General features: G+C 67.7%; 27 protein-coding genes and 2 tRNA genes. 2 read left to right on the top strand and 27 right to left on the bottom strand.

The window, feature by feature from the left end; all coding sequences use genetic code 11:
- Positions 1 to 109: 109 nt before the first annotated feature.
- Positions 110 to 286 (top strand): hypothetical protein, encoded by a 177-nt coding sequence (locus tag L3V85_RS11035; protein WP_237679333.1) that lies wholly within the window; start codon positions 110 to 112, stop codon positions 284 to 286.
- Positions 287 to 377: 91 nt separating this feature from the next.
- On the opposite strand, the gene L3V85_RS11030 is transcribed toward L3V85_RS11035, so the two are convergent.
- The 5 genes from L3V85_RS11030 to L3V85_RS11010 form a co-directional block, all read right to left on the bottom strand.
- Complete coding sequence (locus L3V85_RS11030; RefSeq protein WP_237679332.1) at positions 378 to 941, bottom strand: HNH endonuclease; 564 nt, start codon at positions 939 to 941, stop codon at positions 378 to 380.
- 61 nt (positions 942 to 1,002) lie between these two features.
- Positions 1,003 to 1,076 (bottom strand) — tRNA-His (locus tag L3V85_RS11025).
- A gap of 22 nt (positions 1,077 to 1,098) precedes the next feature.
- Positions 1,099 to 1,305: a short-chain dehydrogenase gene (locus tag L3V85_RS11020; protein ID WP_237679331.1), complete on the bottom strand. Its 207-nt coding sequence runs from the start codon at positions 1,303 to 1,305 to the stop codon at positions 1,099 to 1,101.
- 37 nt (positions 1,306 to 1,342) lie between these two features.
- Positions 1,343 to 1,419: transfer RNA gene (locus L3V85_RS11015), tRNA-Arg, on the bottom strand.
- Between the two features lie 386 nt (positions 1,420 to 1,805).
- Positions 1,806 to 2,009 carry a hypothetical protein gene (locus L3V85_RS11010; RefSeq protein WP_237679330.1) on the bottom strand — a complete coding sequence of 68 codons (204 nt, stop codon included), beginning with the start codon at positions 2,007 to 2,009 and terminating at the stop codon, positions 1,806 to 1,808.
- Between the two features lie 153 nt (positions 2,010 to 2,162).
- Here L3V85_RS11010 and L3V85_RS11005 point away from each other — a divergent pair, with 153 nt between their 5' ends.
- The gene (locus tag L3V85_RS11005) at positions 2,163 to 2,558 is read left to right on the top strand and encodes a hypothetical protein (protein WP_237679329.1); all 396 of its coding nucleotides are present in this window, start codon (positions 2,163 to 2,165) and stop codon (positions 2,556 to 2,558) included.
- A gap of 6 nt (positions 2,559 to 2,564) precedes the next feature.
- Here L3V85_RS11005 and L3V85_RS11000 read toward each other — a convergent pair whose 3' ends face one another.
- Genes L3V85_RS11000 through L3V85_RS10895 form a run of 22 tightly spaced genes read right to left on the bottom strand, consistent with a single transcriptional unit; the run spans position 2,565 to position 25,637 of the window.
- Positions 2,565 to 2,999 (bottom strand): acyl-CoA thioesterase, encoded by a 435-nt coding sequence (locus L3V85_RS11000; protein ID WP_237679328.1) that lies wholly within the window; start codon positions 2,997 to 2,999, stop codon positions 2,565 to 2,567.
- 2 nt (positions 3,000 to 3,001) lie between these two features.
- Complete coding sequence (locus L3V85_RS10995) at positions 3,002 to 3,532, bottom strand: MarR family winged helix-turn-helix transcriptional regulator (protein WP_237679327.1); 531 nt, start codon at positions 3,530 to 3,532, stop codon at positions 3,002 to 3,004.
- Positions 3,529 to 4,305: an SDR family NAD(P)-dependent oxidoreductase gene (locus L3V85_RS10990; protein ID WP_237679326.1), complete on the bottom strand. Its 777-nt coding sequence runs from the start codon at positions 4,303 to 4,305 to the stop codon at positions 3,529 to 3,531. The genes L3V85_RS10995 and L3V85_RS10990 overlap by 4 nt, the downstream gene beginning before the upstream one ends.
- 53 nt (positions 4,306 to 4,358) lie before the next feature.
- Positions 4,359 to 5,105, bottom strand: a complete 747-nt coding sequence (locus L3V85_RS10985) for an SDR family NAD(P)-dependent oxidoreductase (protein WP_237679325.1) — start codon at positions 5,103 to 5,105, stop codon at positions 4,359 to 4,361.
- 4 nt (positions 5,106 to 5,109) lie between these two features.
- The gene (locus tag L3V85_RS10980; protein ID WP_237679324.1) at positions 5,110 to 6,699 is read right to left on the bottom strand and encodes an ATP-dependent acyl-CoA ligase; all 1,590 of its coding nucleotides are present in this window, start codon (positions 6,697 to 6,699) and stop codon (positions 5,110 to 5,112) included.
- On the bottom strand, positions 6,689 to 7,420 hold the full coding sequence (locus tag L3V85_RS10975; protein WP_237679323.1) for an ABC transporter ATP-binding protein: 732 nt from the start codon (positions 7,418 to 7,420) through the stop codon (positions 6,689 to 6,691). The genes L3V85_RS10980 and L3V85_RS10975 overlap by 11 nt, the downstream gene beginning before the upstream one ends.
- Positions 7,417 to 9,204, bottom strand: coding sequence for an ABC transporter permease subunit (locus tag L3V85_RS10970; RefSeq protein ID WP_237679322.1), 1,788 nt, complete (start codon positions 9,202 to 9,204; stop codon positions 7,417 to 7,419). The genes L3V85_RS10975 and L3V85_RS10970 overlap by 4 nt, the downstream gene beginning before the upstream one ends.
- Positions 9,201 to 10,256, bottom strand: coding sequence for a branched-chain amino acid ABC transporter permease (locus L3V85_RS10965; RefSeq protein ID WP_237679321.1), 1,056 nt, complete (start codon positions 10,254 to 10,256; stop codon positions 9,201 to 9,203). Before L3V85_RS10965 ends, L3V85_RS10970 begins: the two co-directional genes overlap by 4 nt.
- A gap of 34 nt (positions 10,257 to 10,290) precedes the next feature.
- A complete protein-coding gene (locus tag L3V85_RS10960; RefSeq protein WP_237679320.1) occupies positions 10,291 to 11,454 on the bottom strand; it encodes an ABC transporter substrate-binding protein in 1,164 nt (387 codons plus the stop codon).
- Positions 11,455 to 11,497: 43 nt separating this feature from the next.
- Positions 11,498 to 11,962: an aromatic-ring-hydroxylating dioxygenase subunit beta gene (locus tag L3V85_RS10955; RefSeq protein WP_237679319.1), complete on the bottom strand. Its 465-nt coding sequence runs from the start codon at positions 11,960 to 11,962 to the stop codon at positions 11,498 to 11,500.
- Entirely contained in the window at positions 11,959 to 13,284 is a 1,326-nt protein-coding gene (locus L3V85_RS10950) for an aromatic ring-hydroxylating dioxygenase subunit alpha (protein ID WP_237679318.1), read from the bottom strand. The genes L3V85_RS10955 and L3V85_RS10950 overlap by 4 nt, the downstream gene beginning before the upstream one ends.
- 28 nt (positions 13,285 to 13,312) lie before the next feature.
- On the bottom strand, positions 13,313 to 14,458 hold the full coding sequence (locus tag L3V85_RS10945) for an ABC transporter substrate-binding protein (RefSeq protein WP_237679317.1): 1,146 nt from the start codon (positions 14,456 to 14,458) through the stop codon (positions 13,313 to 13,315).
- A 1-nt stretch (position 14,459) separates the two neighbouring features.
- Positions 14,460 to 15,626: an ABC transporter substrate-binding protein gene (locus L3V85_RS10940; RefSeq protein ID WP_237679316.1), complete on the bottom strand. Its 1,167-nt coding sequence runs from the start codon at positions 15,624 to 15,626 to the stop codon at positions 14,460 to 14,462.
- Between the two features lie 49 nt (positions 15,627 to 15,675).
- Entirely contained in the window at positions 15,676 to 16,410 is a 735-nt protein-coding gene (locus L3V85_RS10935; RefSeq protein ID WP_237679315.1) for an SDR family NAD(P)-dependent oxidoreductase, read from the bottom strand.
- Positions 16,407 to 17,219 (bottom strand): cyclase family protein, encoded by an 813-nt coding sequence (locus L3V85_RS10930; protein ID WP_237679314.1) that lies wholly within the window; start codon positions 17,217 to 17,219, stop codon positions 16,407 to 16,409. The genes L3V85_RS10935 and L3V85_RS10930 overlap by 4 nt, the downstream gene beginning before the upstream one ends.
- 16 nt (positions 17,220 to 17,235) lie before the next feature.
- Positions 17,236 to 18,489, bottom strand: coding sequence for an SDR family NAD(P)-dependent oxidoreductase (locus L3V85_RS10925; protein ID WP_237679313.1), 1,254 nt, complete (start codon positions 18,487 to 18,489; stop codon positions 17,236 to 17,238).
- Positions 18,486 to 19,661 carry a thiolase family protein gene (locus L3V85_RS10920; protein WP_237679312.1) on the bottom strand — a complete coding sequence of 392 codons (1,176 nt, stop codon included), beginning with the start codon at positions 19,659 to 19,661 and terminating at the stop codon, positions 18,486 to 18,488. Before L3V85_RS10920 ends, L3V85_RS10925 begins: the two co-directional genes overlap by 4 nt.
- A complete protein-coding gene (locus L3V85_RS10915; RefSeq protein ID WP_237679311.1) occupies positions 19,658 to 21,286 on the bottom strand; it encodes an AMP-binding protein in 1,629 nt (542 codons plus the stop codon). The genes L3V85_RS10920 and L3V85_RS10915 overlap by 4 nt, the downstream gene beginning before the upstream one ends.
- 14 nt (positions 21,287 to 21,300) lie before the next feature.
- Positions 21,301 to 21,792 carry an aromatic-ring-hydroxylating dioxygenase subunit beta gene (locus tag L3V85_RS10910; protein WP_237679310.1) on the bottom strand — a complete coding sequence of 164 codons (492 nt, stop codon included), beginning with the start codon at positions 21,790 to 21,792 and terminating at the stop codon, positions 21,301 to 21,303.
- Positions 21,792 to 23,105: an aromatic ring-hydroxylating dioxygenase subunit alpha gene (locus tag L3V85_RS10905; protein WP_237679309.1), complete on the bottom strand. Its 1,314-nt coding sequence runs from the start codon at positions 23,103 to 23,105 to the stop codon at positions 21,792 to 21,794. The genes L3V85_RS10910 and L3V85_RS10905 overlap by 1 nt, the downstream gene beginning before the upstream one ends.
- 20 nt (positions 23,106 to 23,125) lie before the next feature.
- Positions 23,126 to 24,118, bottom strand: coding sequence for a PDR/VanB family oxidoreductase (locus L3V85_RS10900; protein WP_237679308.1), 993 nt, complete (start codon positions 24,116 to 24,118; stop codon positions 23,126 to 23,128).
- A gap of 13 nt (positions 24,119 to 24,131) precedes the next feature.
- On the bottom strand, positions 24,132 to 25,637 hold the full coding sequence (locus L3V85_RS10895; protein ID WP_237679307.1) for an indolepyruvate oxidoreductase subunit beta family protein: 1,506 nt from the start codon (positions 25,635 to 25,637) through the stop codon (positions 24,132 to 24,134).
- Positions 25,638 to 25,640: the final 3 nt, after the last annotated feature.

Genomic DNA, 25,640 nt, shown 5'->3' with positions numbered 1-25,640 from the left:
TGCGGGTATTTTTTTGCCCGTCTATCGCCGGTGCCCGCAGCGATACCTGACAACCAAGGTGCGGGCCGGTAGCGGCATGTGATTCTGGGCGTAGGCTATATTTCTTGCCATGGAAAAGGCTTCCGACATAGGCAAACCCACGGTACCCATCGACTTGATCGGGCCGGACCATTGGCCTCGCCCGCGACGCGGCACCGGCCGCGCCACCAAAGTGATCGCTGTCATCGTGGGAGGACTTGCAGCTGCGGGGGTGATCGCCTACCGCTTCTTCGGCGTCGGACGCTGATCCGCACGCCTCAAACGACAAAGCCCGCTGCCTCCAGGACAGCGGGCTTTTTTCATAGGCACCGGCGAGAACGAACATCACCGCCAAGCCCCTACTGGAGCCGCGAACCCTTGGGCAGCCGCTTCGCGAGCCACTCGTGCACGTCCGCACGGATGTTGCGACCTTCGAGCAGAAAGTTCTCGAAGCGGCTCGGCACATAAGGCAGGTACACCAGCGGCATGCCTGCTTCCTCCGGCGTGCGCGCGGCCTTGCGGTTGTTGCAGACCGCACACGCGCTCACGAGGTTGGTCCATGTCCACGGGCCGCCGCGCGACTCGGGCATCACATGCTCGCACTGCAGATCGCGCTCCTGGAACACGCCTGCGCAGTAGGCGCAGGTGTGGCGGTCGCGGCGAAGCAGCTTGGTCTTGGTGACGCTCGGGACCACGTCGAAGAGATTGATCTTCGAAGCACCGCGCAGCGCGATGATCGGCGCCACCTCGACGCGCGACTGCACACCGCGCGCTACGTTGAAACCGCCGCGCAGCGTCGCCAGCGGCAGGTCGCCGTCTTCCCAGGCCACGGAGCCGGTGGCGTAGTGCAACACCGCCTGCTCCAGCGAGATCCAGGCTTGCGGCGTGCCCTGAATATCGAGTTGCAGGACGTGAGGATGCATGTCTCGCCTCCTTTCGCGGCGATGGTCGTCGTGACGACGTTGAGTGAAATCCAGAAAACGATGGGGTGCACGAACGGGATCGAACCGTCGTCAGCGGGACCACAACCCGCGGCTCTGCCATTGAGCTACGCGCACCATGAAACATGATCGGTCGGCTCTACCACTCGCCGACCGCGCGCACGCGCTGGTCGAGATCGAGGCCTTCGAGCTGAAGCTCGCGACCGGGCGGTGCGTCGCCGCTTTCCGAGGCACGCCGTGCATCGGTCACGATGCCGAAGCGTTGGGCCAAGGCCAGCACCATGCGCTTGCGCGGCTGTGCGGGACGCACGGTGATCATCCGGATCGGGGTATTGCGCTTGCGCATGACGGCTCCTTGGTTGGTGTGACAGCAAACAGAAAAATGGCCCCACGTGCACGACTCGAACGTGCAACCCCTTGCTTCGTAGGCAAGTGCTCTGATCCATTGAGCTAACGCGGGTCGAAAAACAAGAATCGAAAAAGTGTCCGGTTACGAGTTCCGGCGCCGCCCAATCTTTGCGGCCGGTTTCCGCGGGAGGGCCATCTGCATGGCCCGGTCCCGCTCGGGTTCGGTGGTGAAAGCGGTAGCCCGCTCGCTTTCCATTCCGGTTGTGTCCTCACGCGACGAACAGCACGCTGGGCGCTGTCCCGTACGACGTCGCTGCACAGGAGTGATCAATTCCTGCACATCCCGCCAGACCGTCTACGCGGTGGGCTCTGGCGGTGTGGTGAAGGCACACCCGGAATGGCCAAGCACGGCCGACAACAAACAAACAAGCAAAACAAAAAGGCCCGGAACCTTTCGGTGTCCGGGCCTCTGCAAGAGAGAGCTTGGAAGGTATGCGCCTACGCGCAACCTCCACCCGGTAGCACCTGATCCTCGACTTTTCCAACGCGCAGGCTGGCTGCGGCTTTCGTGGAATACACGTGGCTCTGGTGCTGATTCAGTCGGGTCGACGGCATGCCGCCGAAACCACCGCACGCCCAGACGCGCACGAGCGATCGGCCCGAGGCGGGTCGAATGCTGGCGAGGGTCAATGCGATGTTCACGATGGTTCCTGAGTCAAAAATTGCCGCTGTCGGCTGTTAGGGGTTGGAAAAAAGGTACGGCTTGGGCCGCGAATGAAGACAACTGTAAATAGTGTTTACGGCGACGTCAACAACCGGGACAATCTTTTTTTGTCTTGTTGTTGTTTTTGAACAGTGCCCAATATCACCGTCGCGCGTCGCCGCAATGCCCTCGCGCTTCATCGCCGTTTTCTCGAAGAGGCCGTTGCCGCGGGCCTGCCTGCCAAGGGCCTGGACCAGGCGTTCGCGAAGAAGATCGAAATATCTCCCAGCATGTGGAGCCAGATCAAGAGTTCGCGGCCCATCGGCGACAACCTGGCGCGACAGATCGAACGGCACTGCAACGTGGAAACCGGCTGGCTCGACAAGGAAGACCGTCCCAGCGAAGTGCCCGATGCGGCGGAAGAGCGCTTCATCGCGGCGGCACGCGAGGCGTGGCGTGCCGCCAATGCCAAGGGAAAGAAGGAACTCACCGGCTGGCTGAAGAAGCGCGCTCAGGACGCTACGGCCGGCAGCGAGCCCGCTGCCTGAAGAAGCTCAGCCCAATTCGGGCGCGTTGCGCACGATGGCCGCGCGCATGTCATCCGGAATGGCAACCGCGCGATGCGTTTCGAGCGACGTGGTCACCAGCACCTGCTGCATCTGCATGCGCACCTCACCATCGACGGGATCGAAGCAGCGCACGCGCAAGGTCATCGAACGCGAACCCAGTCGCTCGACGGCCAGTCCGAGCATCACCTGATCGCCCATGCGGCTCACCGCGCGGAAGTCGGCTTCGAGCTTCACGGTCGGCAGGCCGATTCGCCGCTGCGCCACCAGCCCGTGATAGCTGAGCCCGAGGCCTTCGTTCACCCAGTCTTCGACGAGGCCGTTGAGCATCACGAAGTACTGCGGATAGAAGACGATTCCCGCCGGATCGCAGTCCGAGAAGCGGATCAGCCTCGGCCGGCAAAACTCGCTGCTCTCGCCCATGCTCACCCCTCCTCGCCCGAAGGCTCGCCGCGCATCACGTGCACACGCAGCAGGCCAAGCTGCGTATGCAGTTGCTTCACCGTCTTCATGTCGAGCCCCGAGAACATTTCGAGGATCCATTGCTCGTGCTCGCTCGCCATGGTCTCAAAAGTGCGGCGCCCGGTGGGCGTGAGACTCACGATCCACGCACGGCGGTCGTCCGGGCTGGGTGCGCGCGCCACCATGCCTTCGCGTTCGAGTTCGTCCGTCAGGCCCGTGACGTTGCCGCCCGTCACCATCAGATAGCGCGACAGCACGCGCATCTTCAGCCCGTCCTTGTAGCGGTAGAGCTGCGCCATGTAGTCGAAGCGTGCCAGCGAGATACCGAAGCGCTCCCGCAGCCGGCGCCGGATCTCGGCCTCGATCTGCGTGGTACTGGCCAGCATGCGCAGCCACAGCTTGAGCATCGCGTGGTCTTCATGGCCGGCGCGCGCTTCGTGGCCCAGTTCTTCGGCGTCGCTCAACGCCGCATGAGAAGCATCGTTGCGTGTCATGTCACTTCTCCTCCTGAAACCGAGATCGACTGCCCCGTAACCGACGCAGCACCTTCGCCGCACAGCCAGCGCACTGTGTCGGCCACCTCTGCCGGCTGCACGATGCGGCGCTGCGGGTTGACGCTCGAGAACTCCGCCAGCGCATCGGCTTCGCTGCGTCCTGTCTTGCCGACCACATTGGCCACGCTGTTGCGCAAAATGTCGGTGTCGGTATAGCCGGGGCACACCGCATTCACCGTGATGCCCTTGCGCGCCACTTCGAGCGCCAGCGAACGCGTGAGCCCGACCACGCCGTGCTTGGCGGCCGTGTAGGCCGCCACATAGGCATAGCCCTTCTGCCCCGCCGTGCTGGCGATATTGACGATGCGCCCCCAGCCGGCGTCGAGCATGTCGGGTAGCGCCGCCTGCGCGCACAGGAAGCTGCCCGTGAGGTTGACCGACAGCATCCGCTGCCAGAGATCAAACGAAGTCTTGAGGAACGGCGCACTCTCGGCCGCACCCGCGTTGTTGACGAGGATCGCGACCGGCCCGCGTACGGCGCGCGCCTCGGCGAAGGCCGCCTGTACCGCCTCCTGGTTCGCCACATCCGCGGCAACCACGCCATGCCCGTCGCCTTCCAGCGAGTCGGCCACCCGCTGCAGTGCCTCGCGATCACGCCCCAGCAGGGTCAGAAGAGCCCCCTGGGCGGCAAGGGTACGGGCGATCTCGGCGCCAATGCCGCGTGCGGCACCCGTGACGAGTGCATGGCGGCCAGTCAATGAATTTGAGTACATACCTGAATGTTTTAGTTCTGAATCATTTTAGCGGTGCGGACGAGCACGGGTTGTCACCGCATGAAACGGCCGCCGTTGAGATCCAGGGTGGCGCCGGTCAAGAAGGCCGCCGCCGGGGACGCGAGATAAACCACCGCGGCTGCCACTTCCTCCGGCAAACCGAAGCGCCCGATCGGAATGCTCGCTTGCAGCGTCTGCCGCCGCGCGGGGTCCAGCGCCTCGAGCAGGGGGCTCCGGATCGCCGCTGGCGCCAGCGCGTTCACGGTCACGCCGTGCGGTGCCAGTTCCTGCGCGAACGAGCGCGTCAGCGCCAGCAACCCCGCCTTGCTCGCCGCGTAGTGCACGCCGGTCGCCGCGCTGGACTGCTGCCCCGCCATCGACGCCAGGTTGACGATGCGCCCTGTACCCCGCTCGCGCATGTGCCGGCCGGCAATGCGGCAGCCGAAGAAGCTGCCGCGCAGGTTGATGGCGAGCACGTCGTCCCACTCCTCGGGCGTGATCTCCCACAGCGAGGTGGTCGGCGTGCGCGCCGCGTTGTTGACCATGATGTCGACGGCGCCAAAGTGCGCCACGGCCTCGTCGAAGCAGGCGCGGAACCCGGCCTCGTTACGCACATCGAGCCGCAGCGCGAGGCCGCCGATCTCCTTTGCCACCGCCTCCACGCCTGCAAGATCGACATCCGCCAACGCGACTTTCGCTCCCGCCTCCGACAGCCCGCGGGCAATGGCCTCGCCAAGCCCGCGTCCTGCCCCCGTCACGAACGCCACGCGGCCGGAAAGGGTCGACGCTGCGTCCATCATGCGTCTAGCTCCTCGCGGGCCGGCCGTCCCACGTCAGCGGCCCCACGCCGCGCTCGCGCAGCTTGAACTTCTGCACCTTGCCGTTCTCGGTGCGCGGCAGATCGGCCAGCACGTCGATGTAGCGCGGCACCGCGAAGTAAGGCAAGCGCCCTTCGCAGAAACGCGCCAGTTCGGCAGGATCGACCGGCACGCCTTCGCGCGCAACCAGCGCCGCCATCACCTCGTCTTCCGCCAGTTCGGAGCGCACCGGATACACGGCACACGCGGCCACGCCCGGATGGCTCAGCAGCACCTGCTCGACCTCGAACGAAGAGATGTTCTCGCCCCGCCGCCGGATCGCGTCCTTGATGCGGTCGACGAAACGAAAGGCCCCGTCGGCATCGCGCACCACGCGGTCTCCGGTATGGAACCAGAGATTGCGCCAGGCCTCGACCGTCTTTTCCGGCATGTTGAAGTAGCCGCTCGCAAAGGCATAGGGCTCGTCCGCGCGCAGCAGCAATTCGCCGGCTTCGCCAGGCGGCAACGCCACGTCGTCTTCATCGGCCACGCGCGCCTGGAAACCTGGCCGCAACCAGCCCATGACGCCGCCGCGCGGCGAATCGGGCGCGGTGGCGATGGCGAAGTTGGTCTCGGTCGAGCCGTAGCCCTCGAGCAGCGACACGCCCGTGCGCGCCTTGAACGTCGCACCCGCGGCGGAAGGCACGCCAGGCCCGAGCCCGATGCGCACCCGATGCTCCCGCTCCCCCGCGCCTTCCGGCTGCGCCAACAGAATCGGCACCATCGCGCCCAACAGGTACACCACCGTCGCGCGGCTCGCACGCATCGCGGGCCAGAAGCCCGACGCCGAGAAGCGCGATTCGAACACCACCTCGGCACCCGTCAGCGCAGCCTGCGCGAAGGTGTTGAGCGCGTTGATATGGAACAGCGGAAGCGTGGTGCACAGCACGTCATCGGCTCCCACGCCGAGCACTTCCGCGCTGTTCACGCCCCACCAGAAATACTGCGCATGCGGGCAGATCACGCCCTTGGCGGGCCCTGTAGTGCCCGAGGTATAGAGGATGGCAAGCGGATCGCCGGGTTGCACCGGCGCCGGCTCCAGGGCGTCTCCTGCTTCGGGGTACGGCACCACGCGCACGCCGGCGGGCACCTGCCATTCGACAGCCTCCGAGCCTCCTACCACCCAGATCTCGCGCAATGACGTGCGCGCCAGGTCGGCTGTCGCAAGCCGCTCGACGAACGCCGCCTCGATCACCAGCAGCTTCGCCTGGCTGTTCGCCAGGAAGTATTCGACCTGCGGCCCCATCGATGCGGTGTTGACCGGAACGGTCGACGCCCCCAGCCAGCCCGCGCCGAGAAAGCTCTCCAGAAACTCGATGCGGTTGCCGCACATCACCGCGATGCGGTCGCCGCGCGCCACGCCCGCGGCCGCCAACGCACCGGCACGGACTGCGGCGGCCTGCGCCGCGTCGCGATGCGTCCAGGCGTGCGCCCCGATGCGCAGCAGCGCGCGCGCACCGAACACATCGGCCTGCCGCAGCAGCATTGCAGGCAGCGTGCGCCGGGCAGGCGGCACGGCGCGAACATCAGTCGTCATCGTGCGTGCCTCCGCCGAGGTAGGTCGCCTGCACGCGCGGGTCGCTCGCCAGTTCGGCCGAGGCGCCCGACAGCGCGATCTCGCCGGTCTCCAGCACGTAGCCCTGGTCCGAGCTTTCCAGCGCCGCGCGCGCGTTCTGCTCCACCAGCAGGATCGACACGCCGTCATCGCGCAGCTTGCGCACGATGGTCAGGATGTCCCGCACGATCAGCGGCGCCAAGCCCAGGCTGGGCTCGTCGAGCATCAGCAGCCGGGGCGCCGACATCAGCGCGCGGCCCACCGCCAGCATCTGCCGCTCGCCGCCCGAGAGCGTGTCGGCGCGCTGCGTCCGCCGTTCCGCCAGCCGGGGAAAGCGGTCGTACACCGACTGCAGCCGCTTCTTCATCGCATCGCCGCGCAGCCGCTTGGCATAGGCGCCGAGCTGCAGGTTGTCGAGCACGGTGAGTTCGCCGAACAGCTCGCGCTTCTCCGGCACGAGGCACAGGCCGCGCTCCACGCGCGCTTCCACGTCGAGCCCCTGCAGGTCTTCGCCCTCGAAGCGCAGCGTGCCCTTGCAGGGCAGCAGGCCCATGGCGGCAGCCAGCAGCGTGGTCTTTCCCGCGCCGTTCGGGCCGATCACCGAGATGATCTGCCCCGGCTGCAGGTCGAGCGACACGCCACGCACCGCCTCCACCTGCCCGTACGACACGTGCAGGTCGCCAATCTCGAGCATCGCGGTCATACGACGCTCCCCAGGTAGGCCGCCTGCACGCGCTCGTCCGCGCGCACCGCGGACGGCACGCCCTCCACGAGCTTGGAGCCGAAGTTCATCACCACCAACCGGTCTACCAGTTTCATCACGAAGTCCATGTCGTGTTCGACGATGAGGATGGTCACGCCCTCCTCGCGCAGCTTGCGAAGCAGATCGCCTAACGCCATCTTTTCCTTGCGGCGCAGGCCGGCGGCGGGCTCGTCGAGCACCAGCAGCACGGGGTCGGCAGCCAGCGCGCGTGCGATTTCCAGAATGCGCTGCGTGCCCAGCGGCAGGCTGCCCGCGAGTTCATGCGCGCGGTCGCCCAGGCCGATGCGGTCGAGCTGTCGCTGCGCCTCCTGCAGGATCTGCCGCTCTTCCGTGCGGTCCAGCCGCAGCCCGGCCTTCAGGATGCCCGAGCGCGTGCGCGAATGCGCGCCCAGCGCCACGTTGTCCAGCAGGCTCATGTGCGGGCGCAGCTTCACATGCTGGAAGGTGCGCGCCAGACCCAGCCGCGCCACCTCGCGCTGCGGCATGCCGGCGATGTCGTGCGCCAGGAAGCGCACCTGGCCCGAGCTCATCGGCAGCGTGCAGGTCAGCAGGTTGAACATGGTCGACTTGCCTGCGCCGTTGGGCCCGATCAGCCCGACGATCTCTCCGGCCTTCACGTCGAAGCTCACGTCGTTCACCGCCACCAGCCCGCCGAAGCGCTTGACCGCGCCGTTCACCGACAGCACCTGCGAGCCGCGCTCGGGCAGCGTGCGGTGCGGCAGAGGCTCGACCGGCGGCGCATCGTGGCGCGACGGCTCTCGCGCCGAACCGCGCCTGCGCGTCCAGCGGCGCAGCAGGCCCATCACACCGCCGCGCGCAAAGTGCAGCAGCAGGATGAAGAGCGCCGCGAAGGCCACCGCCTCCAGCTGCCCTGCCCGCTGCGTGAGCATGGGCAGCACGTCCTGCAGGCCGTTCTTGAGCACCAGCACCAGCGCGGCGCCCACCAGCGCGCCCGCAAGCTGGCCGAGGCCGCCGGCCACCGCCATCAGCAGGTACTCGATGCTGGCGCGCACGTCGAATGGCGACGGGCTCACGAAGCGGTTCATGTGCGCATAGAGCCAGCCCGCCAGCCCCGCGAACAGCGCGGCCGTGACGAACAGCGACAGCCGCACGCGGTACGCATCCGCCCCCACGCTCGCCAGCAGCGTCGCGCCGCCGCGCAGCCCGCGAATGGCACGCCCCGGCCGCGACTGCAGCAGGTTGTGGCTGAACAGGCAGGCCAGCCCCACCACCACCCAGATCAGGTAGTACATCGCGCGCGGATCGGCCAGCGACCAGCCCGCCACCTGCAGCGGCGGAATGTTCGACAGCCCCGTGTGCCGGCCCAGCGCATCGACGTTGCCGAACAGCATCGCGATCGACAGCCCCCAGGCGATGGTGCTCAGCGGCAGGAAGTGTCCGCCCAGCCGCAGCGTGAGCATGCCGATGGCCAGCGCCGACACCCCCGTGAGCAGCAGCGCGAACAGCAGCCCGATCCAGGGCGACATGCCCTGCGTCGTCGTGAGCCATGCCGTCGCATAGGCCGCGATGCCCACGAAGGCCGCCTGCCCGAACGAGGTCGCGCCGCCCACGCCGGTCAGCAGCACCAGCCCCAGCGCCACCAGCGCACCGATGCCGATGTCGTTGAGCAGCGAGACGGTGAAGCTGCCCGCCACCGCCGGCACCAGCGCCAGCACCACGACCAGCCCGGCGATCCACGCCATGCGTTTGCGATTGCCGTTCATTGGTCCACCTCGTCTTCTTCCTCTTCCGCGTGCGCCGCCATGAAGGAGCGCAGCATGAGCACCGGAATCAGCAGGCTGAACACGATCACGTCCTTCAGCGCGCCGCTCCAGAACGAGGCAAAGCTCTCCACCACGCCGACCGCGAGCGCGCCCACGGCCGTCATCGGGTAGCTCACGAGCCCGCCGATGATCGCGGCCACGAAGGCCTTCAGTCCGATGATGAAGCCCGAGTCGTAATACATGGTCGTCACCGGCGCGATCAGCACGCCGATCAGCCCGGCCAGCAGCGAGGCGCAGCCGTAGGCCAGCAGCGCCGTGCGCACTGGCCGGATGCCCACCAGCCGCGCGCCCACCCGGTTCACCGCCGTGGCGCGCAGCGCCTTGCCGGCCACCGTGCGCTCGAACACCAGGAAGAACAGCCCGCTCAGCACGATGGCCGCTCCCACCATCAGCACCACCTGCCCGCTGACGGTGAAACCATCGCTCAGTGTGAACACAGCGCTGGTCAGCGGCGTGGTGCGCGAACCTTCAGGCCCGAAGAACAGCAGGCCCAACCCCGACAGCAGGAAGTGCAGCGCCAGCGAAACGATCAGCAGCACCAGCACCGACGCATCCGCGATCGGCTGGAACACCACCCGCGCCAGCAGCGGCGCGATGGGCACCACCAGCAGCACGGCCACCGCGATGTGCACAGCCACCGGCACGCCGGGCCGCGCGGCCAGCCACGCCAACACGCACGGAATGGCTGGCAGCACGCCCCACATCAGCACCGCCTTCGGGATGCGCTTGGCCTCGCCGCGGCGCAGCAGGCTGCCGACCTCGGTGGCCAATGCCAGCGCGGCCAGCACCGCGACCATGCCGATGGTCGGCGGCACGCGGTCGGTCTCGAAGGCCGCGAGCGACAGCGCCGCGAAGGCCGCGATGTCGCCGAACGGCACGAACACCACCCGCGTGACCGAGAAGATCAGCACCAGCCCGAGCCCGGCCAGCAGGTAGACGGCCCCGTTGGCCAGGCCGTCGGTGAGGAGGATCAGCGCCACGTCCCACGTCATCGCGCGGCCCTCCGGAAAGTCGAATGCATGAGGTTCAAGGTGCGAGCTTCCATTGGCCGTTGTCGAGCTTGACGATCACCCGGGCGCGTTCATCCACGCCGTAAAGGCTACCGGGTTTGAAGGTGTAGACACCGTGCGTGCCCACCACTTCCTTGGTGCTGAAGATGGCGTCGCGCAGCGCCACGCGGAACTCGGGCGTGCCGGGCTCGGCCTTCTTCATGGCGCGCGATGCGGCGTCGGCGAACACCAGCCAGCCGTCAAAAGAGTAGGCCGAGAAGGCATCGCTGGTCGGCGCGTTGTTGACCTTCTGGAACACGGCGCGGAAGTCGGTCGCGATCTTCTTGGTCGGATAGTTGTCGGGCAACTGCTCGGCCACGATCACCGGGCCTGTGGGCATCAGCGCGTTCTGGCCGGCCGCGCCGACCACGCGCACGAAGTCGGGGTTGATCAGGCCATGCTGGCCGTACACGCCGCCCTTGTAGCCGCGCTCCTGCAGGGCCAGGAACGGCAGCGCGCCCGGCGTTCCGGCGCCGCCGGTCATCACCGCGTCGGGCCGCAGCGCCACGATCTTCAGCACCTGGCCGGTCACCGAGGCGTCGGCGCGCGCATAGCGCTCGTTGCTCACCACCTTGATGCCGGCGCCGGGCGCGGCCTTCATGAGCGCGTCATAGACCAGGTCGCCCCAGGCGTCGGAGAAGCCGATGTAGCCCACGGTCTTCACGTTGTTGCGCTTCATGCGCTCGACCACCGCGTCGATCATCAACTGCGTGGGCTGCGCCACCGTCATCACCCACGGGTTCTCGTTGGGGTCGAGCAGGATGGGCGTGAGGCCGATCATCGGCGTCTTCGCTTCCTTGCCGACCTGCGCCATCGCGATGGCCGCGGGCACGCCCGAGGTGCCCATGAGCACATCCACCTTCTCGTCCTCGATCAGCTTGCGCGCATTGCGCCCGGCCGTGGTGGGGTCGGAGCCGTCGTCGAGCACGATGAGCTGCACCTTGCGGCCGTTCACCTCACCCTTGTAGGCCAGTGCGGCCTGCATGCCCTTGGCGTAGGGCACGCCCAGCGAGGAATTCGGCCCCGACAGCGACACGCTGAGGCCGACCTTGAGGTCGGCCGCCAACGCGCTCGCAACGCCACAGGCGGTCAGCACCGCGGCGAGTGTGCCGCGCGTCAAGGTCTGCATCAGGCTCTTCATGTCGTAGCTCCGGTGAGGATGGTTGTTGGAATGGACAGGTAACTCAGATGAACAACTGGATGGCCGGCAATGCGCGCCCGGCATCGAGCAGGTCGATGCGCTTCTCGCGGATCAGCCAGCCGGTGGGCGTGCGAACGAGGTGGTGGCGGGCGGTGCCGCTCAGCAGGATCTGCTGCCCGCCGCGTGCCTCCACGTACAGAAAGGGGGTGCGCAGCCATGCCTCGTCGCCTTCCTCGCGTTCGACGCGCGAAGGCTGCAGCACGTGCTGGCTGTGGCTGGCGGGATGCTGCGAATGCGCGCGCGGGTTCTTCAGGCGGTCCACGCGCAACTGCAGCAGCAGCCGGTCTTCGTAGGCCAGCGAGTTGTGCGAGAAGGGGTCGGCCTGCGCCGCGCCGAGCAGCGGCACCCAGTAGTGGCCGTCTTCGGCGAACAGGGCCAGCCATTCATCGAGCCGGCGCTCGTCGAGCAGTGCCGCTTCATGGGCGACGAAATCGCGCGGGTCCGTCATGGCGAGGCCTCCATGCCCGCGGCCATGGACTTCGCCCAGGCACGGAACTGGTTGCGCATCAACAGCTCGTTGGTGCCGTTGGTGGTGACCGTCGCCTGCTGCGTCTCGGCCGGGTCGTAGTTGCGGTGTAGGCTCACCCACTCGTTGCCGCCGGCCCGCAGGCCCTGCTGGATGCTCTCGAACAGGTGCACGTCGTCGTGCGCGACCACCGACATCGGCGAGAACACGAGCCGGTTGTAGCTCATGGCCCGCTCGAACAGTAGCGCGGGCGCGCCCGCCGCGCGGAAGCTCCAGGCCTCGATCAGCGTGCGGTCGGCCGCCAGCGGGCGGATCACGCGGATGGCCTGCGGCGAGCCCTTGACCGACAGGCTCGGATAGAAGACCGAGTTCTGCGGCGAGCGCTGCAATATCTCCGCGGCACGCTCTTCGCCGTGCGCGGCGCGCATCGCTGCCTCGTACTCCGGCAACTGTGCGTAGTTGGAATGGATGCTGAAGTTCACGCCCAGCACGCTGTGGCCGTTGGCGAACACCCGGCCGCCCATCTTGTCGAAGAATTCGTAGCCCGAGCCGAAGGGCAGTATCTGCTCCATCGCCATCGGCTTGGGGTCCGTGGGCGCATGGCCCTCCCACAGCGCCTCGGCCGCCTTGGTGGCCGACTCGTGCGTCGACATCGGGTGCACCGTGTCGTTGATGTTCTCCAGGTACATCTTCCAGTTGCAGTGGACGATGTTGCGCAGCACGCCGCCGCCCACCGTCAGCCTGCCTTCGGGCGAACGGTCGACCATGTTGTCGAGCGCGCCCAGCACCTCGCCGAAGTAGTCCTCGAAGGAAGGCCCGGTTTCGGAGAGGCGCACGAACACGAAGTCGCGGTACACCTTCACGTTCTTCACCACCGACAGCCCCTGCCCCGACTCGCAGGCCTTGAGCTGCGTGCCTTCGTAGCCGTTCTTCAGCGGCAGCCCGAGCGGCGCTCCGTCGAGCTTGTAGGTCCATGCGTGATACGGGCAGCGGAAGAAGCGGCCGGTGTTGCCGCACTCGTCCGTCACCAGCTGCGTGCCCTTGTGGGCGCAGCGGTTGTAGAGCACATGCACGTCGCCATCGGGCTGCCGCACCATCAGCAACGGCCGGCCCGCGATCTCCTGCGTGACGAAGTCCCCGGCCTCGGGCACCTGGCTCGCATGGCCGAGAAAGACCCAGGTGTTCGCGAACAGGTGCTCCTGCTCCAGCGCGAAAAGCTCCTCGCTGAGGTACAGGTCGCGGTGCACCCGGTCGTCCCGGACCAGCGCCGCGACAAGATCGGGGCGGTTGCGGTAGGTGGTCATGGCTGTGTGCTCGGTGGCCGGTCCGGGACTACGGGACTAGCTTCCACTGGCCCTTGGTCATCTGCACGATGACCACGCCGCGCTGGTCGGAGCCATAGCGGTCGTCGGGCTTGAAGTTGTAGACGCCGTGCGTGCCCACCAGCTCCTTCGTGCTCACGATGGCATCGCGCAGCGCCGTGCGGTAGGCCGGCGTGCCCGGCTCGCCCTTGGTGCGCGATGCGGCATCGGCCAACAGCAGGTAGGCGTCGTAGGTGTACGACGAGAAAGCATCGGTCGGCACCGCGCCGTTGACCTTCTGGTAGGCGCTGCGAAAGCCCATCGACACCTTCTTGATCGGGTTGCTGTCGGGCAGCTGGTCGGCCACCAGCACTGGGCCGCTGGGCACCTGCAGTCCTTCGATGGAAGCGCCGCCCACGCGCACGAAGTCGGCGTTGATGAGGCCGTGCGTGCCGTAGATCTTTCCCTTGTAGCCACGGTCGGCCAGCGCGATGTAGGGCAGCGCGCCCGGCGTACCCGAATTGCCCGCGAACACCGCGTCGGGCCGCGCCGCGACGATCTTCAGCACCTGCCCGGCCACCGACGAATCGCTGCGCGCATAGCGCTCGTTCGCCACCACCTTGATGCCGGCGGCATCGGCACTCTTCATCAGCGAGTCGTAGGCTAGGTCGCCCAGCGCGTCGGAGAAGCCGATGAAGGCCACCGTCTTCACGCCCGACTTCTTCATGCGATCGACCACGCCCGCCACCATGAGCGGGAACGGCTGCGACACCGTCACCGTCCACGCGCCCTCGGGGCCGGCAATGGTCACGGGGGTGGGCGAGATCAGCGGCGTGTTCAGCTCCTTGGCCACCGCGGCGATGGCCATCGCGCCGGGCACGCCCGAGGTGCCGATGAGCACGTCGACCTTGTCCTCCGTCACCAGCTTGCGCGCATTGCGCCCGGCGGTGGTGGGGTCGGAAGCGTCGTCGAGCACGATCAGCTGCACCTTGCGCCCGGCGATCTCGGGGTGTTCGGCGATCGCGGCGCGAATGCCCTTTTCGTACGGAATGCCGAGTGCGGCCACCGGGCCCGAGAGCGAGCTGATGAAGCCGATCTTCAGGTCCGCCGCCATGGCTTGCGCGGCGGTCAGTGCGAGCGCCGTGGCGCCGAGGATGTGTGTGAGCTTCAGTTTCATGTCAGGGCACCAGCTTCCATTGACCCTTTTCCAGCTTCACGACGACGCGCGAGCGGTCGTCCGAGCCGTAGCGGTCGGTCGGCTTGAAGTTGTAGACGCTGTGCGTGCCCACCAGCTCCTTGGTGCTGACGATGGCATCGCGCAGGGCAAGGCGGAACTGCGGCGTGCCCGGCTCGGCCTTGCTGGCCAGCGCGCGCTGCGCGGCGTCGAGGTAGATCAGCCATGCATCGAAGCTGTAGGCCGAGAAGGTGTCCGTGGGCGGCGCGCCGTTGGCCTTCTGGTAGGCGGTGCGGAAGTCCATCGCGATCTTCTTCATCGGGTTGCTGTCGGGCAACTGCTCGGCCACCACCACCGGGCCGGTGGGCGCCAGCAGGCCTTCGACCGAGGGGCCACCGACGCGGATGAAGTCGGGGTTGATCAGCGAATGCATGCCGTAGATCTTTCCCTTGTAGCCGCGCTCTGCCAGCGCCAGGTAGGGCAGCGCGCCGGGCGTGCCCGAGGCGCCGGTGATCACCGCGTCGGGCCGCAGCGCCACGATCTTCAGCACCTGGCCGGCCACCGACGAATCGCTGCGCGCATAGCGCTCGTTGCTCACCACCTTGATGCCGGCGGCGGGCGCCGACTTCATGAGCGCGTCGTACACCAGGTCGCCCCAGGCGTCGGAGTAGCCGATGTAGGCCACCGTCTTCACGCCGGCCTGCTTCATCTTCTCGACCATCGCGCCCATCATCAGCGGCGCGGGCTGCGGCAGCGTCACCATCCATGCGCCCTCCTCGCCGGCCAGGTCGGCGTTGGCGATGGAGATCAGCGGCGTCTTGGTCTCGCGCGCCACGCCGGCAATCGCCAGCGAGCCCGGCGCGCCGGCCGTGCCGATGATGACGTCGACCTTGTCTTCCTCGATCAGCTTGCGTGCGTTGCGCGCGGCCGTGGACGGGTCGGACGCATCGTCGAGCTGGATCACCTGCACCTTGCGGCCGCCCACCTCCGACTTGTAGGCCACCGCCGCCTTCATGCCCTTGTCGTAGGGAATGCCCAGCGACGACACCGGCCCCGACAGCGAAGTGATGAAACCGACCTTGAGATCGGCGGCCCAGGCGCTCGCGGCGCTCAGCGCGCCGAGTCCCACGGCCACGGCCGCGAGTGTGCGAATTCGGTTCATGACTTTCATGGCGATGCTCCAGAGGTGGTTTTGGTTGGACGTGAGAAAAACTGCGAACTCAGAGGGCGAGGCTTCCGACGCTGGTGCCGCCGCACACATACAGCACCTGGCCTGTGACGAAGCTGTTGTCGGCATCGGCGAAGAAACGCACGGCGCGTGCCACGTCGGCCGACTCGCCCAGGCGCTTGACGGGCACCGAGGCGGCGAGCGCGCGTTCCTTCTCGCTGCCGGCCTCGACCACGTCGTAGAACATGTCGGTGCGGATGGGCCCCGGGGCGACCACGTTCACCGTGATGCCGTCAGCGGCCAGCTCGAGCGCCCATGTACGGGCCATGCCCAGCATGCCGGCCTTGGTGGCCGAGTAGCTGGTGCGCGTGGCCAGGCCCAGCGCGGCGCGCGAAGACAGCAGCACCACACGGCCGAAGCGTTGCGCACGCATCGCGGGCAGCGAACCCTGCACGAGCTGGATCGCACAGCCCAGGTGCAGGTCGACCAGCGCGTCGAGGTCGTCGAGCTTCACCTCGGGCAGCAGCGCGGCACGGATGACGCCCGCGTTGTGGACGATGGTGGTCGGCGAGAAGCGCTCCACCAGTTCCTGCACCGCCTCGCCCGTGGCGGCGCGGTCGCTCAGGTCGACCTCGATGCTGTGGAGCTTCGGATGATCGATCTCGGCCTTGCGGCGCGCCAGCGACACGACTTCGTAGCCCTGCGCGAGCAGGTCTTCGCAGATCGCCTTGCCGATCCCCGCGCTGCCGCCCGTGACGGCCGCGACCTTGCCGGGTGCCGCGCTCATGCCCGCGCTCCCACCAGCGCCAGCACCCGCAGTGGGCTGCCGCTGCCCTTCTCGATCTTCAGCGGCGGGCAGATCAGCACCGCGCCGGCCGGCGGCAGCAGGTCGAGGTTGCTCAAGCACTGCAAGCCGTATCGGCCCGCGCCATGCATGTAGTAGTGGCACGGATAAGGTGGACGAAGGTGATAGCCCTGCCCCGCATCGGTGCCGATGGCCTCCGAGCCGAAGCCCAGCACATCGCGCTGCTCGACCAGGAATCGCACGGCCGCGGTGCTCGGGCCCGGCGTGTGCTGACCCGTCTCGTCGAAGTTCTGGTAGGCCTCGGGGTCGGTGCGCTTGGACCAGTCGGTGCGCATCAGCACCCACGCACCCTTGGGAATGCGGCCGTGCGCCGCCTCGTAGGCCTCGATGTCCTCGAGAGTGAGCAGGTAGTCGGGGTCGTCCTTCACCTGCGGAGAGCAGTCGATCACGCAGGCCGGCGCCACGAAGTGCTGCACGGGAATGGTGTCCACGGAGTTGTTCGGCAGGTCGCGGCCCGAGATCCAGTGAATGGGCGCGTCGAAGTGCGTGCCGGTGTGCTCGCCGCAGGAGAAGTTGTTCCAGTACCAGCCCGGTCCGCGCTCGTCGTACTTCGACACTTCCTCGATGCGGAAGGGCCAGCACTGGCCCATCTCGGGCGGCAGCGCGATCTGCGGGAACTCGGGTGTCAGCGTCTGCGTGAGGTCGATCACGCGGATGCGGCCGCTGGCCATGGCAGTCACGAGGCCGCCGAGGATTTCGGCGGTGGACATCAGTTCGGTTGTCGTGGTCATTCGTGTGGCTCCTGTCTCAGCCGCCAGCGGCCAGCTCGCGCTCGAGCACCTTGGGGTTGTCGCGCCAGCGCTCCAGCCACTCCTGCGCCACGTCGCCGGGGTACACGTCCTCCACCCCATCTCGCAGCGCCTTCACGATGGCATTGGCCAGCGCGGTGGGCGCGAGCTTGGGCGGCGGGGTGTGCTGGTTCCATTCGTCGTCGATGGGGCCAGGGAACACGTTGATCACGCGGATGCCGGCCGGTCGCATCTCTGCGCGCAGGCATTGCGCGAGCGAATGCGCCGCCGCCTTCGATGCGCTGAAGGTGCCGTGCGGCGGGAAGTTGCTCAGCGCGTAGATCGACAGCAGGTTCACCCAGGCCGTCGCGCCCGTCACGCCGTCGGCCGAGCGGCCCTTGAGCGCGGGGCCGAACTCCTGCGCCAGGCGCAGCAGGCCGAAGTAGTTGATGTCCATCTCGGCCCTGGCCACGTCGGTGCCGCGCCGTGCGCCGATGCCGAAGGTGCGGTGTACCTCGGCGTTGTTGATGACGATGTCGACCTTGCCGCCGATGGAGCCCGCGAGCTCCGTCACCTGGCGGCCGTTGGTCAAATCCAGCGGCACCAGCGTGACCTGGGGCAGCGCGGAGATGTCGTCCAGCCCGTCGCCCATCTTCTTCCAGGGCTCGGCATGGCCGACCCAGACGATGTCGGCGCCGGCCTTCACCAGCGCACGCACGATGGCCTGTCCGGTCTCGGTCTTGCCGTCGGTCACCAGCACCTTTCGGAACTTGGGGTCGCTGGTCATTTCGCGCAGCATCTTGTCGTCGGCCATGTGGGGACTCCCTTCATTCGGAAAACCAATGAGAACGGCCTGGCCCGCGCGGTCGAGCCGGGCGCCCACGCGCACGCGCTGCGGCGCATCGCCGACCTCGCCGTGCAGGTGGACCATGAGCGTGGGGCCGGCATCCAGGTGCACCAGGCCCAGCCGCCAGGGCAGCCGCTCGCGGAAGAACAGGTCGTTGCTGTGATGCAGGGTGGTGCTGCCGAGCAGCTCGCCTTCGCCGCCCTGCTCGCGCCAGCGCAGCGCGGCCGAGAGGCACTTGTGGCAGACCTCGCGCGGCGGGTACTGCACCGCGCCGCAGTCTTCGCAGGTCTGCAGTTCGAAGCGGCCTTCTGCGGCGGCCGCCGTGAGGCCGAGCGCCACGCGGCCGCGCGCGCCGGGCGGCAGGTTCATCTGCCGGGTGCGCAGAACCGGGTTCTTGCGCGGGGGGCGTATCAGGGGCATCGTCATGCGGTTCTCCCGAGAATGACGGCGCCTGTGCACAGGCAGCGGTCGTAGGTCACCATGCCGAAGCCGGCGACGAGGCCCAATCGCGCATCGGGCACCGCGCGTGCGCCGGCCTCGTCCGTCAATTGGCGGATCGACTCGACCATGCCGAGAAAGCCGCCGGCCGCACCGGCCTGCCCCGCCGAGAGCTGCCCGCCGCTGGTGTTGTTCGGAAAGCTGCCGTCGAAGGTCATGGTGTTGGCCTGCACGAAGGCCGGGCCCTCGCCCTTCTCGCAGAAGCCCAGATCCTCGAACTGCATCATCGCGATGACGGGGTAGTCGTCATAGGTCTGCACGAAGTCCAGTTCCGCGGGCCTGATGCCGGCCTGCGCGTACAGGTCCTCGCGGTCCTTGCGCCAGCCGCCCTGCACCATCACCGGGTCTTCGGCATAGGCGTTGTGGCGCTCGATGGCGCCGCGGATCACCACGTGCGCCAGGCCCAGGTCGCGCGCTCGCTCCTCGCTCATCACGAGGAAGGCGTCGGCGCCAGCGCAGGGCATCACGCAATCGAACAAATGGATCGGGTCGGAAATGGGCCGCGCCGCCATGTATTCATCGAGCGTCAGCGCCTTCTTGAACATGGCGTTGGGGTTGCCCAGCGCGTTGGTGCGCTGGTCCACGCAGATGCGGCCGAAGTCTTCGCGCTTCGCGCCATAGGTGCGCATGTAGTTGGCGGTGATGAAGGCGAAGATCGAGTTCGGGCCGCCCGAGCCATAGGGGTAGCTCGCGTCCCGCGCGAAGTTGCTGAAGCTGCCCAGCGTCTGGCGGAAGGAGTCGACATGGTTGGTGTCGGCGCCCACGCAGGCCACGATGTCGGCATCGCCCGCCTGCACCGCCCGCGCCGCGCGGCGCAGGCACATCACGCCCGAGGCGCCGCCGGTCGGCACATGGTCGAGCCAGCGCGGCGACAGGCCCAAGTGCTGCGTGACGCCCACGGCCGTGTCGGGCGCGAGCGAGAAGCTGCTGAGGCACAGACCGTCGATCTGCTCCTTGGTCACGCCGCTGGCTTCGACCAGTGCCTGCAGCGCCTGCCCGATGAACCAGTGCGCGGTGCGCGTGGAATAGCGCACATAGGGCACGGTCACCGGCACCGCGACCGCGACGCCTTCATAGGAGAGCCGCCTTGCGTTCGTCATGGCTGCTGCCTCTTCTTCATGGCGCGCGTGTCGATGCAATGGCCCTGGCCGGGCAGCGCCCGGGCCATCTCGCGCAGTTGCCCACGCTGGATCTTCTGTGACGGCGTGAGCGGCAGCGCGTCGACGAAGGCAACGTAGCCCGGCGCCTTGTAGTAGGCGAGCTGCGCCAGCGCATGCTGGACGATGCTCGCCGCGATCTGTTCGGGATGCACCGCGCCGGCGTCTTCGCGCATCACGACGCATGCCAGCACCTCGTCGCCGCGCACGGCGTCGGGCGTGGCGGCCACGGCGGATGCCTTCACGGCCGGATGCTGGTTGAGCACGCTCTCGACCTCGACGGCGGAGATGTTCTCTCCGCTGCGGCGGATCACGTTCTTCTTGCGATCGACGAAGAAGAAGTTGCCCTGCGCGTCGCGGCGCACCAGATCGCCGGTATGGAACCAGCCATCGGCCCAGGCTTCGCGGGTGGCTTCCTCGTCCTTGAGATAGCCGGAGAAGAAATAGCGCCTCGGGTCGGAGCCGGCCGATCGCACCAGCAGTTCGCCCGGCGCATCGACGGCTGCGTCCCCGCCGTCCTCGCCCACGAGGCGGATCTCGACGAAGTCTTCCTGGCGGCCGAAGCAGCTGGTGCCCACCAGCCGAGGCTCGCGGTTGGCCATGATGCAGGCGGCCGCGCCGGTCTCGGTCATGGCCCAGGCCTCGACCAGCGGGAAGCCGAAGCGCTCCTCGAAGGGCGCGTGGTTCTTGCGATCAACACCGGCGCCGAAGCCCCAGCGGATGGCATGGTCGCGGTCTGCCGCCGACGCGGGCGCGGACAGCAGCATCGCCGGCATCACGCCCAGGTAGTGAACGATGGTCGCGCCGCTCTCCTTCGCGCTCGCCAGCCAGGTCTTCGGATGGAAGCGATCGAGCTGCACCAGACAGCCGCCCGCGACCAGCACCACCATGGTGGAGAAGGCCATCGCGTTCATGTGGTTGAGCGGCAGCGGCGTGATGACGCGCTCCTTGTCCGGGCGGATGCTGCACACGCCGTCCAGCGCGGCATACCACTCGCCAGCGCGCAGGAAGTAGGCATTGCTCAGGATGCAGCCCTTGGGCCGGCCCGTGGTGCCCGAGGTGTAGAGCAGGCCGCATTCGGTGTCGGTGCCGACCGGCTCGTGCGCGCGTGGCGCTGGCGTCCTCGCCGGAGGCACCGCATCGTCGGGGCCCATCGTCTCGAACTCGATGCCCGCCTGGGCAGCCGCCGCACGCAGGTCCGCGGCGCGCTCCTGCAGCGTCACGGCCAGCCCGATCTCGCTGTGGCCGATCAGGTAGACCAGCTCGGCCGAGCGCATCTCCGCGTTGATCGGCACCACGCTCACGCCCAGCGCGTTCAGCGCGAGCCAGTGGAAGATGAAGGCGGGCCGGTTCTCCAGCAACAGGCCGACGCGGTGGCCGTGACCATAGCCGGCCTGCGCGTAGGCGGCGCGCAGGCGCTCAATCCGCCCGGCGGCATCGCCCCAGCGGATGGCGCCCGCTTCGATGCCGTAGGCGGCGGCCGTCACCGATTCGGTGAACAGGAACTCGGCCTGCGGCGTGCGCGCCGCGGTGGCCGCGAAGACTTGATGGACGGTGGCGTGTGGCATCGCTTTCGTCCCTGTCAGATGAAAAGCTGGACGGCCGGCAGGGCCGCGTCGCAGTTGAGCAGGTTGACGCGCTTGAGCGTCATGCGCAGCGCGCCGTCCTGCACCGAGAGATGGTGAAAGAAGGTGCCGACGTAGAACTGCAGCTCGTCGCCTTGCGATTCGGTGTAGTGGAACGATGTGCGCACCACGTAGCGGTTGGCTTCCGCATCGAACTGCTCGACCACCGGCATCTGCAGCAGATGGTGGCAGCGGCTCGGCGGCTGCTGCGAGAAGGCGCGCGGGCTCTTCAGGCGCTCGATGCGCAGGTCGCGCAGCAGCTTGTCTTCGTAGAGATGCGAGGTGTGGTTGAGTCCGTCCTCCTGGTCGGGCACCAGCGGAATCCAGTAGAAGGCGTCGTCGGTGAATAGCGCGTTCCACTCTTCGTAGCGGCGCGTGTCGAGCAGGTGGACTTCGTTCACGACGAAGTCGATCAGCTGCTGTCGGGTGACTTCCGCGGCGTTGGCCATCACATCGTCTCCGTCATACGCTGGACCCAGCTGCGGTATTGATTGCGCATCGGCAGCTCGTTGGTGCCGCCGGTGGTGATCTCGCCGCCCTTGAGTTCGGCCGGGTCGTAGTCTCGATGCAGGCTCACCCATTCGTTGCCGCTCGCATGCAGGCCGGCCTGCATGCCGCGGTAAGCCTGAAGGTCGTCATGCCCCACCACGGAGAACGGCGAGTTGATGAGCCGGTTGTACATGGTGGTGCGCTGCAGCAGCTCCGGCGGCGCGCCCTTGAGGCGGAAGGTCCAGCTCTCGATCAATGTCTTGTCGGCCGAGATCGGCTTCACCACGCGGATCGCCTGGATCGCGCCCTTGATCGTGAGGTTCGGGTAGTACACGGTGTTGTGCCGAGCCATGCCGAGGATCTGCGCGGTCTTCTCCTCGCCGTAGCGCGCCTTCATCGCGTTGTCGTACTCGGGGATCGCCTTGTACTTGCTGTGGATGCTGAAGTGCACACCCGTGAAGCTGTGGCCGTTGTCGTAGGTGCGGATGCCCATGTCCTCGAAGAACTTGTAGTCGGACATGAAGGGCACGAACTGCTCCACGGCCATGGGCTTGGGCTCGCTCTCGGGCTTGTCGGCCCACATGCGCTTGGCGGTGCCGGCCGACGATTCGTGCGCCACCATGGGGTGCATGGTGTCGTTGAGGTTCTCCACGAACATCTTCCAGTTGCATTGGTGCATGAAGCGCAGGCAGCCGCCGGCGATCTCCAGTTCGCCTTCGGGCGAGCGGTCCGCCATGTTGTCGATGGAACTCAGCGAGTCGCCGAAGTATTCGTCGAAGTCCGGGCCGGCATCGTTGATCTTCACGAAGATGAAGCCGCGGTGGCTGCGCACGTGCTTCACGGTGGTCAGGCCCTTGCCCGTCTCGCACTCGTGCAGTTGGGTGTTCTCGTAGCCTGTCTTCAGCGGAATCGCCAGCGGCGCGCCGTCGGTCTTGAAGGTCCAGGCGTGGTACGGGCAGCGGAAGAACTTGCCGGTGTTGCCGCAGGGTCCATTCACGAGCCGCGAGCCCTTGTGGGCGCAGCGGTTCATCATCGCGCGCACGCTGCCGTCGGAGTGGCGCACGATGATCAGCGGCCGCCCCGCGATCTCGTTGCTGATCCAGTCGCCCGGCTTGGGCAGCTGGCTTTCATGGCCGACGTAGTTCCAGGTGTTGGCGAAGAAGTGCTCCTGCTCCAGCTCGAAGAGCTCCTGGCTGGTGTACAGGTCGCGGTGCACGCGGTCGTTCTGCACCAGCGCGCGGATGGCGTCGGGGTTGTCTCTGTAGGAGGTCATGGTTCCTGGGGCTCCTGGCTTCAGATGTCGAGCACCAGCCGCGCACCCTTGGCGCGCGAGATGCATATCTGCATGACGTTGCCTTCCGCCTTCTCGCGGGCGGTGAGCACGTAGTCGCGGTGTTCGATCTCGCCTTCGAGCACGGGCACGGCGCACACGCCGCATTCGCCGCGCTTGCAGTCGAACATCGGGTCGCAGCCGTGCTCGATGAGGCAGTCGAGGATGCTCTGGTCCGCCGGCACGGTGAAGCGCTGGCCCGACTGGGCAAGCTCCACCTCGAAGGGCTGGTCGCCCTCTTCCGCGACGGGTTCCGTGAAGAGCTCGAAGTGCACGCGGTCGTGTTCCCAGCCGCGCGCCTGGGTGCGCTCGAGCACCGCGTCGAGCATGACCTTCGGGCCGCAGACGTACAGGCGATCGCCCGCGGGCACGCCGTCGAGCAGCGTGTCGATATCGAGCGGGGTGCCGGCTTCGGCATCCGCATGCACGCGCAAGTCGTCTCCGAGCAACGTTTGCAGTTCAGGCAGGAAGGCCATCAGGTCGCGGCTGCGGCCGGCGTAATGCATGTGCACGGCCGCGCCTTCGGCACGACGGCGCGCAGCCATCGTGGCCAACGGCGTCACCCCGATGCCGCCTGCCACCAGTACGGAGCCCCCCGGCCCGGTGTGCAGGGGAAAGTCGTTCTTCGGCGGCTCGATGGCGATGGTGTCGCCCTCTTTCAACTGCTCGTGCATGAAGCGCGAACCGCCCCGGCCTTCGGCTTCCTTGCGCACCGCGATCACGTACTCGGTGGGCGCGTTGGTGGCATTGCGCGCCGTGTCGAAGTTGATGAGCGAGTAGTGGCGCCAGTCGGTCTTTCCGTCGGGCAGCGACACCTGTACGCGGATGTGCGCACCGGCCGAGAAGCCGGGCAGCGCGCGGCCGTCTTCGGCGTGCAGGCGCAGCATGCGGATCAGCGGGTTGAGTTCCCGCGCTTGCACGACGCGCAGCGAGAGGGTGGCTGAGGGAGCGGTCATCGTCGTTGTCTCTTCAAACCAGTGCGTGCTGCGCGAGTGCAGCCTGCAGCTTGTGGCCGTGTTCGTCGGCCAGCGCCGCGTCGCGCAGTTCGCGCAACGTGGCCGGTGCGAGCGCGGCGCCTGCACGCTCGAAGGCGCGCATCACGGTGTCGTAGTTGCGGATGCCGCGCTCGTGCGTGTCGCTGTAGCCCTTGACGAGGCGTTGGCACTGCGCCAGTTCGACGGCCAGTTCGGGGTTGCGCTGCGCGGTGGCGGCGATGCGCTGCAGCCATTCCTCGATGCGGCGGTTTTCTTCGGCATAGCGCATGGTCGAGAGACGCCAGCGCTTGCAGGCCGCCACCATGCGCAGCATGAGATAGCCGCGCAGCGAGCTGGTCTGGATCACGCGGCCATGCTGCGTGAAGCGCTCGACCAGTTTCTTCGGCAGCGTCGAGTTCATGAGCCAGCGGCCGACGCCGCCGGGCAGCGTCTCGCAGATTTCCTGCAGGCGCGGGTGCATGTATTCGTTGATGGCGAGCACCTGGCCCGGCTGCACGCGGGCCTCGCCGCGCACGCGCTCGAAGCGGGTGGCGCGGGTCTTCAGGGCCGCGACGCGGGCCGTGTCCTCGTAGGACATCCAGAGCGCGAGGTGGCGCGCGGTCTCGCGCAGCAGGCGGTGGTCGCTCGCCGGCAATGCCGCGACGGCCGCCATGCGGTCGAGGTACAGGCCGGCATAGGCCGGATCCTGGTAGTCGATGAGGCGACGCACACCTTCGAGCAGCAGGTCCTGCGCCGCCACCGGAAAGTCGCGCTGCACACGCTCGACCAGTGCGCGCACGGCGGGGTGGCGCGGCTGCGGCGCCGGCGCGGCACTCGCCGCCTCGCTTGTTGGTTCGCCGTCGTCGCCGCCCTGTGCACGGGCGAAGGCGGCACCGAAAGCCTTGAGGCTGGGCTTCACGCCGACGCCGCCGCGCTCGATGGTTGCCTCGAACTGCGCGCGGCTGAAAGGCAGCACGCCCGAGCCTGCCAGGGCGCCGAAGAGTACCGCGCTGATCACGCTGCCCGAGGCTTCCGCCGCCTGCGCCATGTCGAAGCGGATGAAGCGCCTGGCGGCCTTGGCGGTGTGCGCGAGGAGCTGGTCGCTGTCGACGCGGCCATCGCCCATCGCGCTCTTCTCGGCGATGGAGAAGACGCGGTGCGTGGATGCGATGAGCGTGGTGCGGTCGCGCGTGACCAGGCCGCGCTGCACGGCGCGCCCTGCCTCCATGAGTTCGGAGGCCAGCACCACGTCGACGTCGCCGGGCAGCGGCATCAGCGCCAGAATCGGCAAGCCGCCATCGGCCTCGGCCTGCGCCGTCGGATACAGCTCGACGTAGTAGATGGTCGCGCCGGTGCGCTGGGCCACGCCCGGCACGGAAGTGGTCTGAGCGACGTAGCCGTTGGCCTCGCCCATGTCGACGATCCAGTCGGCCAGCACGCCGCCGCCCTCCCCGCCCATGGCGAGGATCGCGATCTTGATGGGTTGTGCAGTGCTCGTCATTGC

The sequence above is a fragment of the Variovorax paradoxus genome (assembly GCF_022009635.1).
GTDB lineage: Bacteria > Pseudomonadota > Gammaproteobacteria > Burkholderiales > Burkholderiaceae_C > Variovorax.
Note: the sequence above shows the minus strand (reverse complement) of the source record. Positions and strands in the feature narration are given on the sequence as shown.

What these genes read in the sequence shown, in the direction of transcription:
- L3V85_RS10935 (WP_237679315.1), bottom strand. Translation starts at nt 16,410, where the DNA reads ATGAGCGCGGCACCCGGCAAGGTCGCGGCCGTCACGGGCGGCAGCGCG.
- L3V85_RS10975 (WP_237679323.1), bottom strand. Translation starts at nt 7,420, where the DNA reads ATGACCGCGATGCTCGAGATTGGCGACCTGCACGTGTCGTACGGGCAG.
- L3V85_RS11035 (WP_237679333.1), top strand. Translation starts at nt 110, where the DNA reads ATGGAAAAGGCTTCCGACATAGGCAAACCCACGGTACCCATCGACTTG.
- L3V85_RS10900 (WP_237679308.1), bottom strand. Translation starts at nt 24,118, where the DNA reads ATGACCGCTCCCTCAGCCACCCTCTCGCTGCGCGTCGTGCAAGCGCGG.
- L3V85_RS10950 (WP_237679318.1), bottom strand. Translation starts at nt 13,284, where the DNA reads ATGACCACCTACCGCAACCGCCCCGATCTTGTCGCGGCGCTGGTCCGG.
- L3V85_RS10915 (WP_237679311.1), bottom strand. Translation starts at nt 21,286, where the DNA reads ATGCCACACGCCACCGTCCATCAAGTCTTCGCGGCCACCGCGGCGCGC.
- L3V85_RS10960 (WP_237679320.1), bottom strand. Translation starts at nt 11,454, where the DNA reads ATGAAGAGCCTGATGCAGACCTTGACGCGCGGCACACTCGCCGCGGTG.
- L3V85_RS11020 (WP_237679331.1), bottom strand. Translation starts at nt 1,305, where the DNA reads ATGCGCAAGCGCAATACCCCGATCCGGATGATCACCGTGCGTCCCGCA.
- L3V85_RS10980 (WP_237679324.1), bottom strand. Translation starts at nt 6,699, where the DNA reads ATGACGACTGATGTTCGCGCCGTGCCGCCTGCCCGGCGCACGCTGCCT.
- L3V85_RS10940 (WP_237679316.1), bottom strand. Translation starts at nt 15,626, where the DNA reads ATGAAAGTCATGAACCGAATTCGCACACTCGCGGCCGTGGCCGTGGGA.
- L3V85_RS10905 (WP_237679309.1), bottom strand. Translation starts at nt 23,105, where the DNA reads ATGACCTCCTACAGAGACAACCCCGACGCCATCCGCGCGCTGGTGCAG.
- L3V85_RS11000 (WP_237679328.1), bottom strand. Translation starts at nt 2,999, where the DNA reads ATGGGCGAGAGCAGCGAGTTTTGCCGGCCGAGGCTGATCCGCTTCTCG.
- L3V85_RS11030 (WP_237679332.1), bottom strand. Translation starts at nt 941, where the DNA reads ATGCATCCTCACGTCCTGCAACTCGATATTCAGGGCACGCCGCAAGCC.
- L3V85_RS10910 (WP_237679310.1), bottom strand. Translation starts at nt 21,792, where the DNA reads ATGGCCAACGCCGCGGAAGTCACCCGACAGCAGCTGATCGACTTCGTC.
- L3V85_RS10895 (WP_237679307.1), bottom strand. Translation starts at nt 25,637, where the DNA reads ATGACGAGCACTGCACAACCCATCAAGATCGCGATCCTCGCCATGGGC.
- L3V85_RS10945 (WP_237679317.1), bottom strand. Translation starts at nt 14,458, where the DNA reads ATGAAACTGAAGCTCACACACATCCTCGGCGCCACGGCGCTCGCACTG.
- L3V85_RS10925 (WP_237679313.1), bottom strand. Translation starts at nt 18,489, where the DNA reads ATGACGATGCCCCTGATACGCCCCCCGCGCAAGAACCCGGTTCTGCGC.
- L3V85_RS10995 (WP_237679327.1), bottom strand. Translation starts at nt 3,532, where the DNA reads ATGACACGCAACGATGCTTCTCATGCGGCGTTGAGCGACGCCGAAGAA.
- L3V85_RS10930 (WP_237679314.1), bottom strand. Translation starts at nt 17,219, where the DNA reads ATGACCACGACAACCGAACTGATGTCCACCGCCGAAATCCTCGGCGGC.
- L3V85_RS10965 (WP_237679321.1), bottom strand. Translation starts at nt 10,256, where the DNA reads ATGACGTGGGACGTGGCGCTGATCCTCCTCACCGACGGCCTGGCCAAC.
- L3V85_RS10985 (WP_237679325.1), bottom strand. Translation starts at nt 5,105, where the DNA reads ATGATGGACGCAGCGTCGACCCTTTCCGGCCGCGTGGCGTTCGTGACG.
- L3V85_RS10970 (WP_237679322.1), bottom strand. Translation starts at nt 9,204, where the DNA reads ATGAACGGCAATCGCAAACGCATGGCGTGGATCGCCGGGCTGGTCGTG.
- L3V85_RS10955 (WP_237679319.1), bottom strand. Translation starts at nt 11,962, where the DNA reads ATGACGGACCCGCGCGATTTCGTCGCCCATGAAGCGGCACTGCTCGAC.
- L3V85_RS10990 (WP_237679326.1), bottom strand. Translation starts at nt 4,305, where the DNA reads ATGTACTCAAATTCATTGACTGGCCGCCATGCACTCGTCACGGGTGCC.
- L3V85_RS10920 (WP_237679312.1), bottom strand. Translation starts at nt 19,661, where the DNA reads ATGACGAACGCAAGGCGGCTCTCCTATGAAGGCGTCGCGGTCGCGGTG.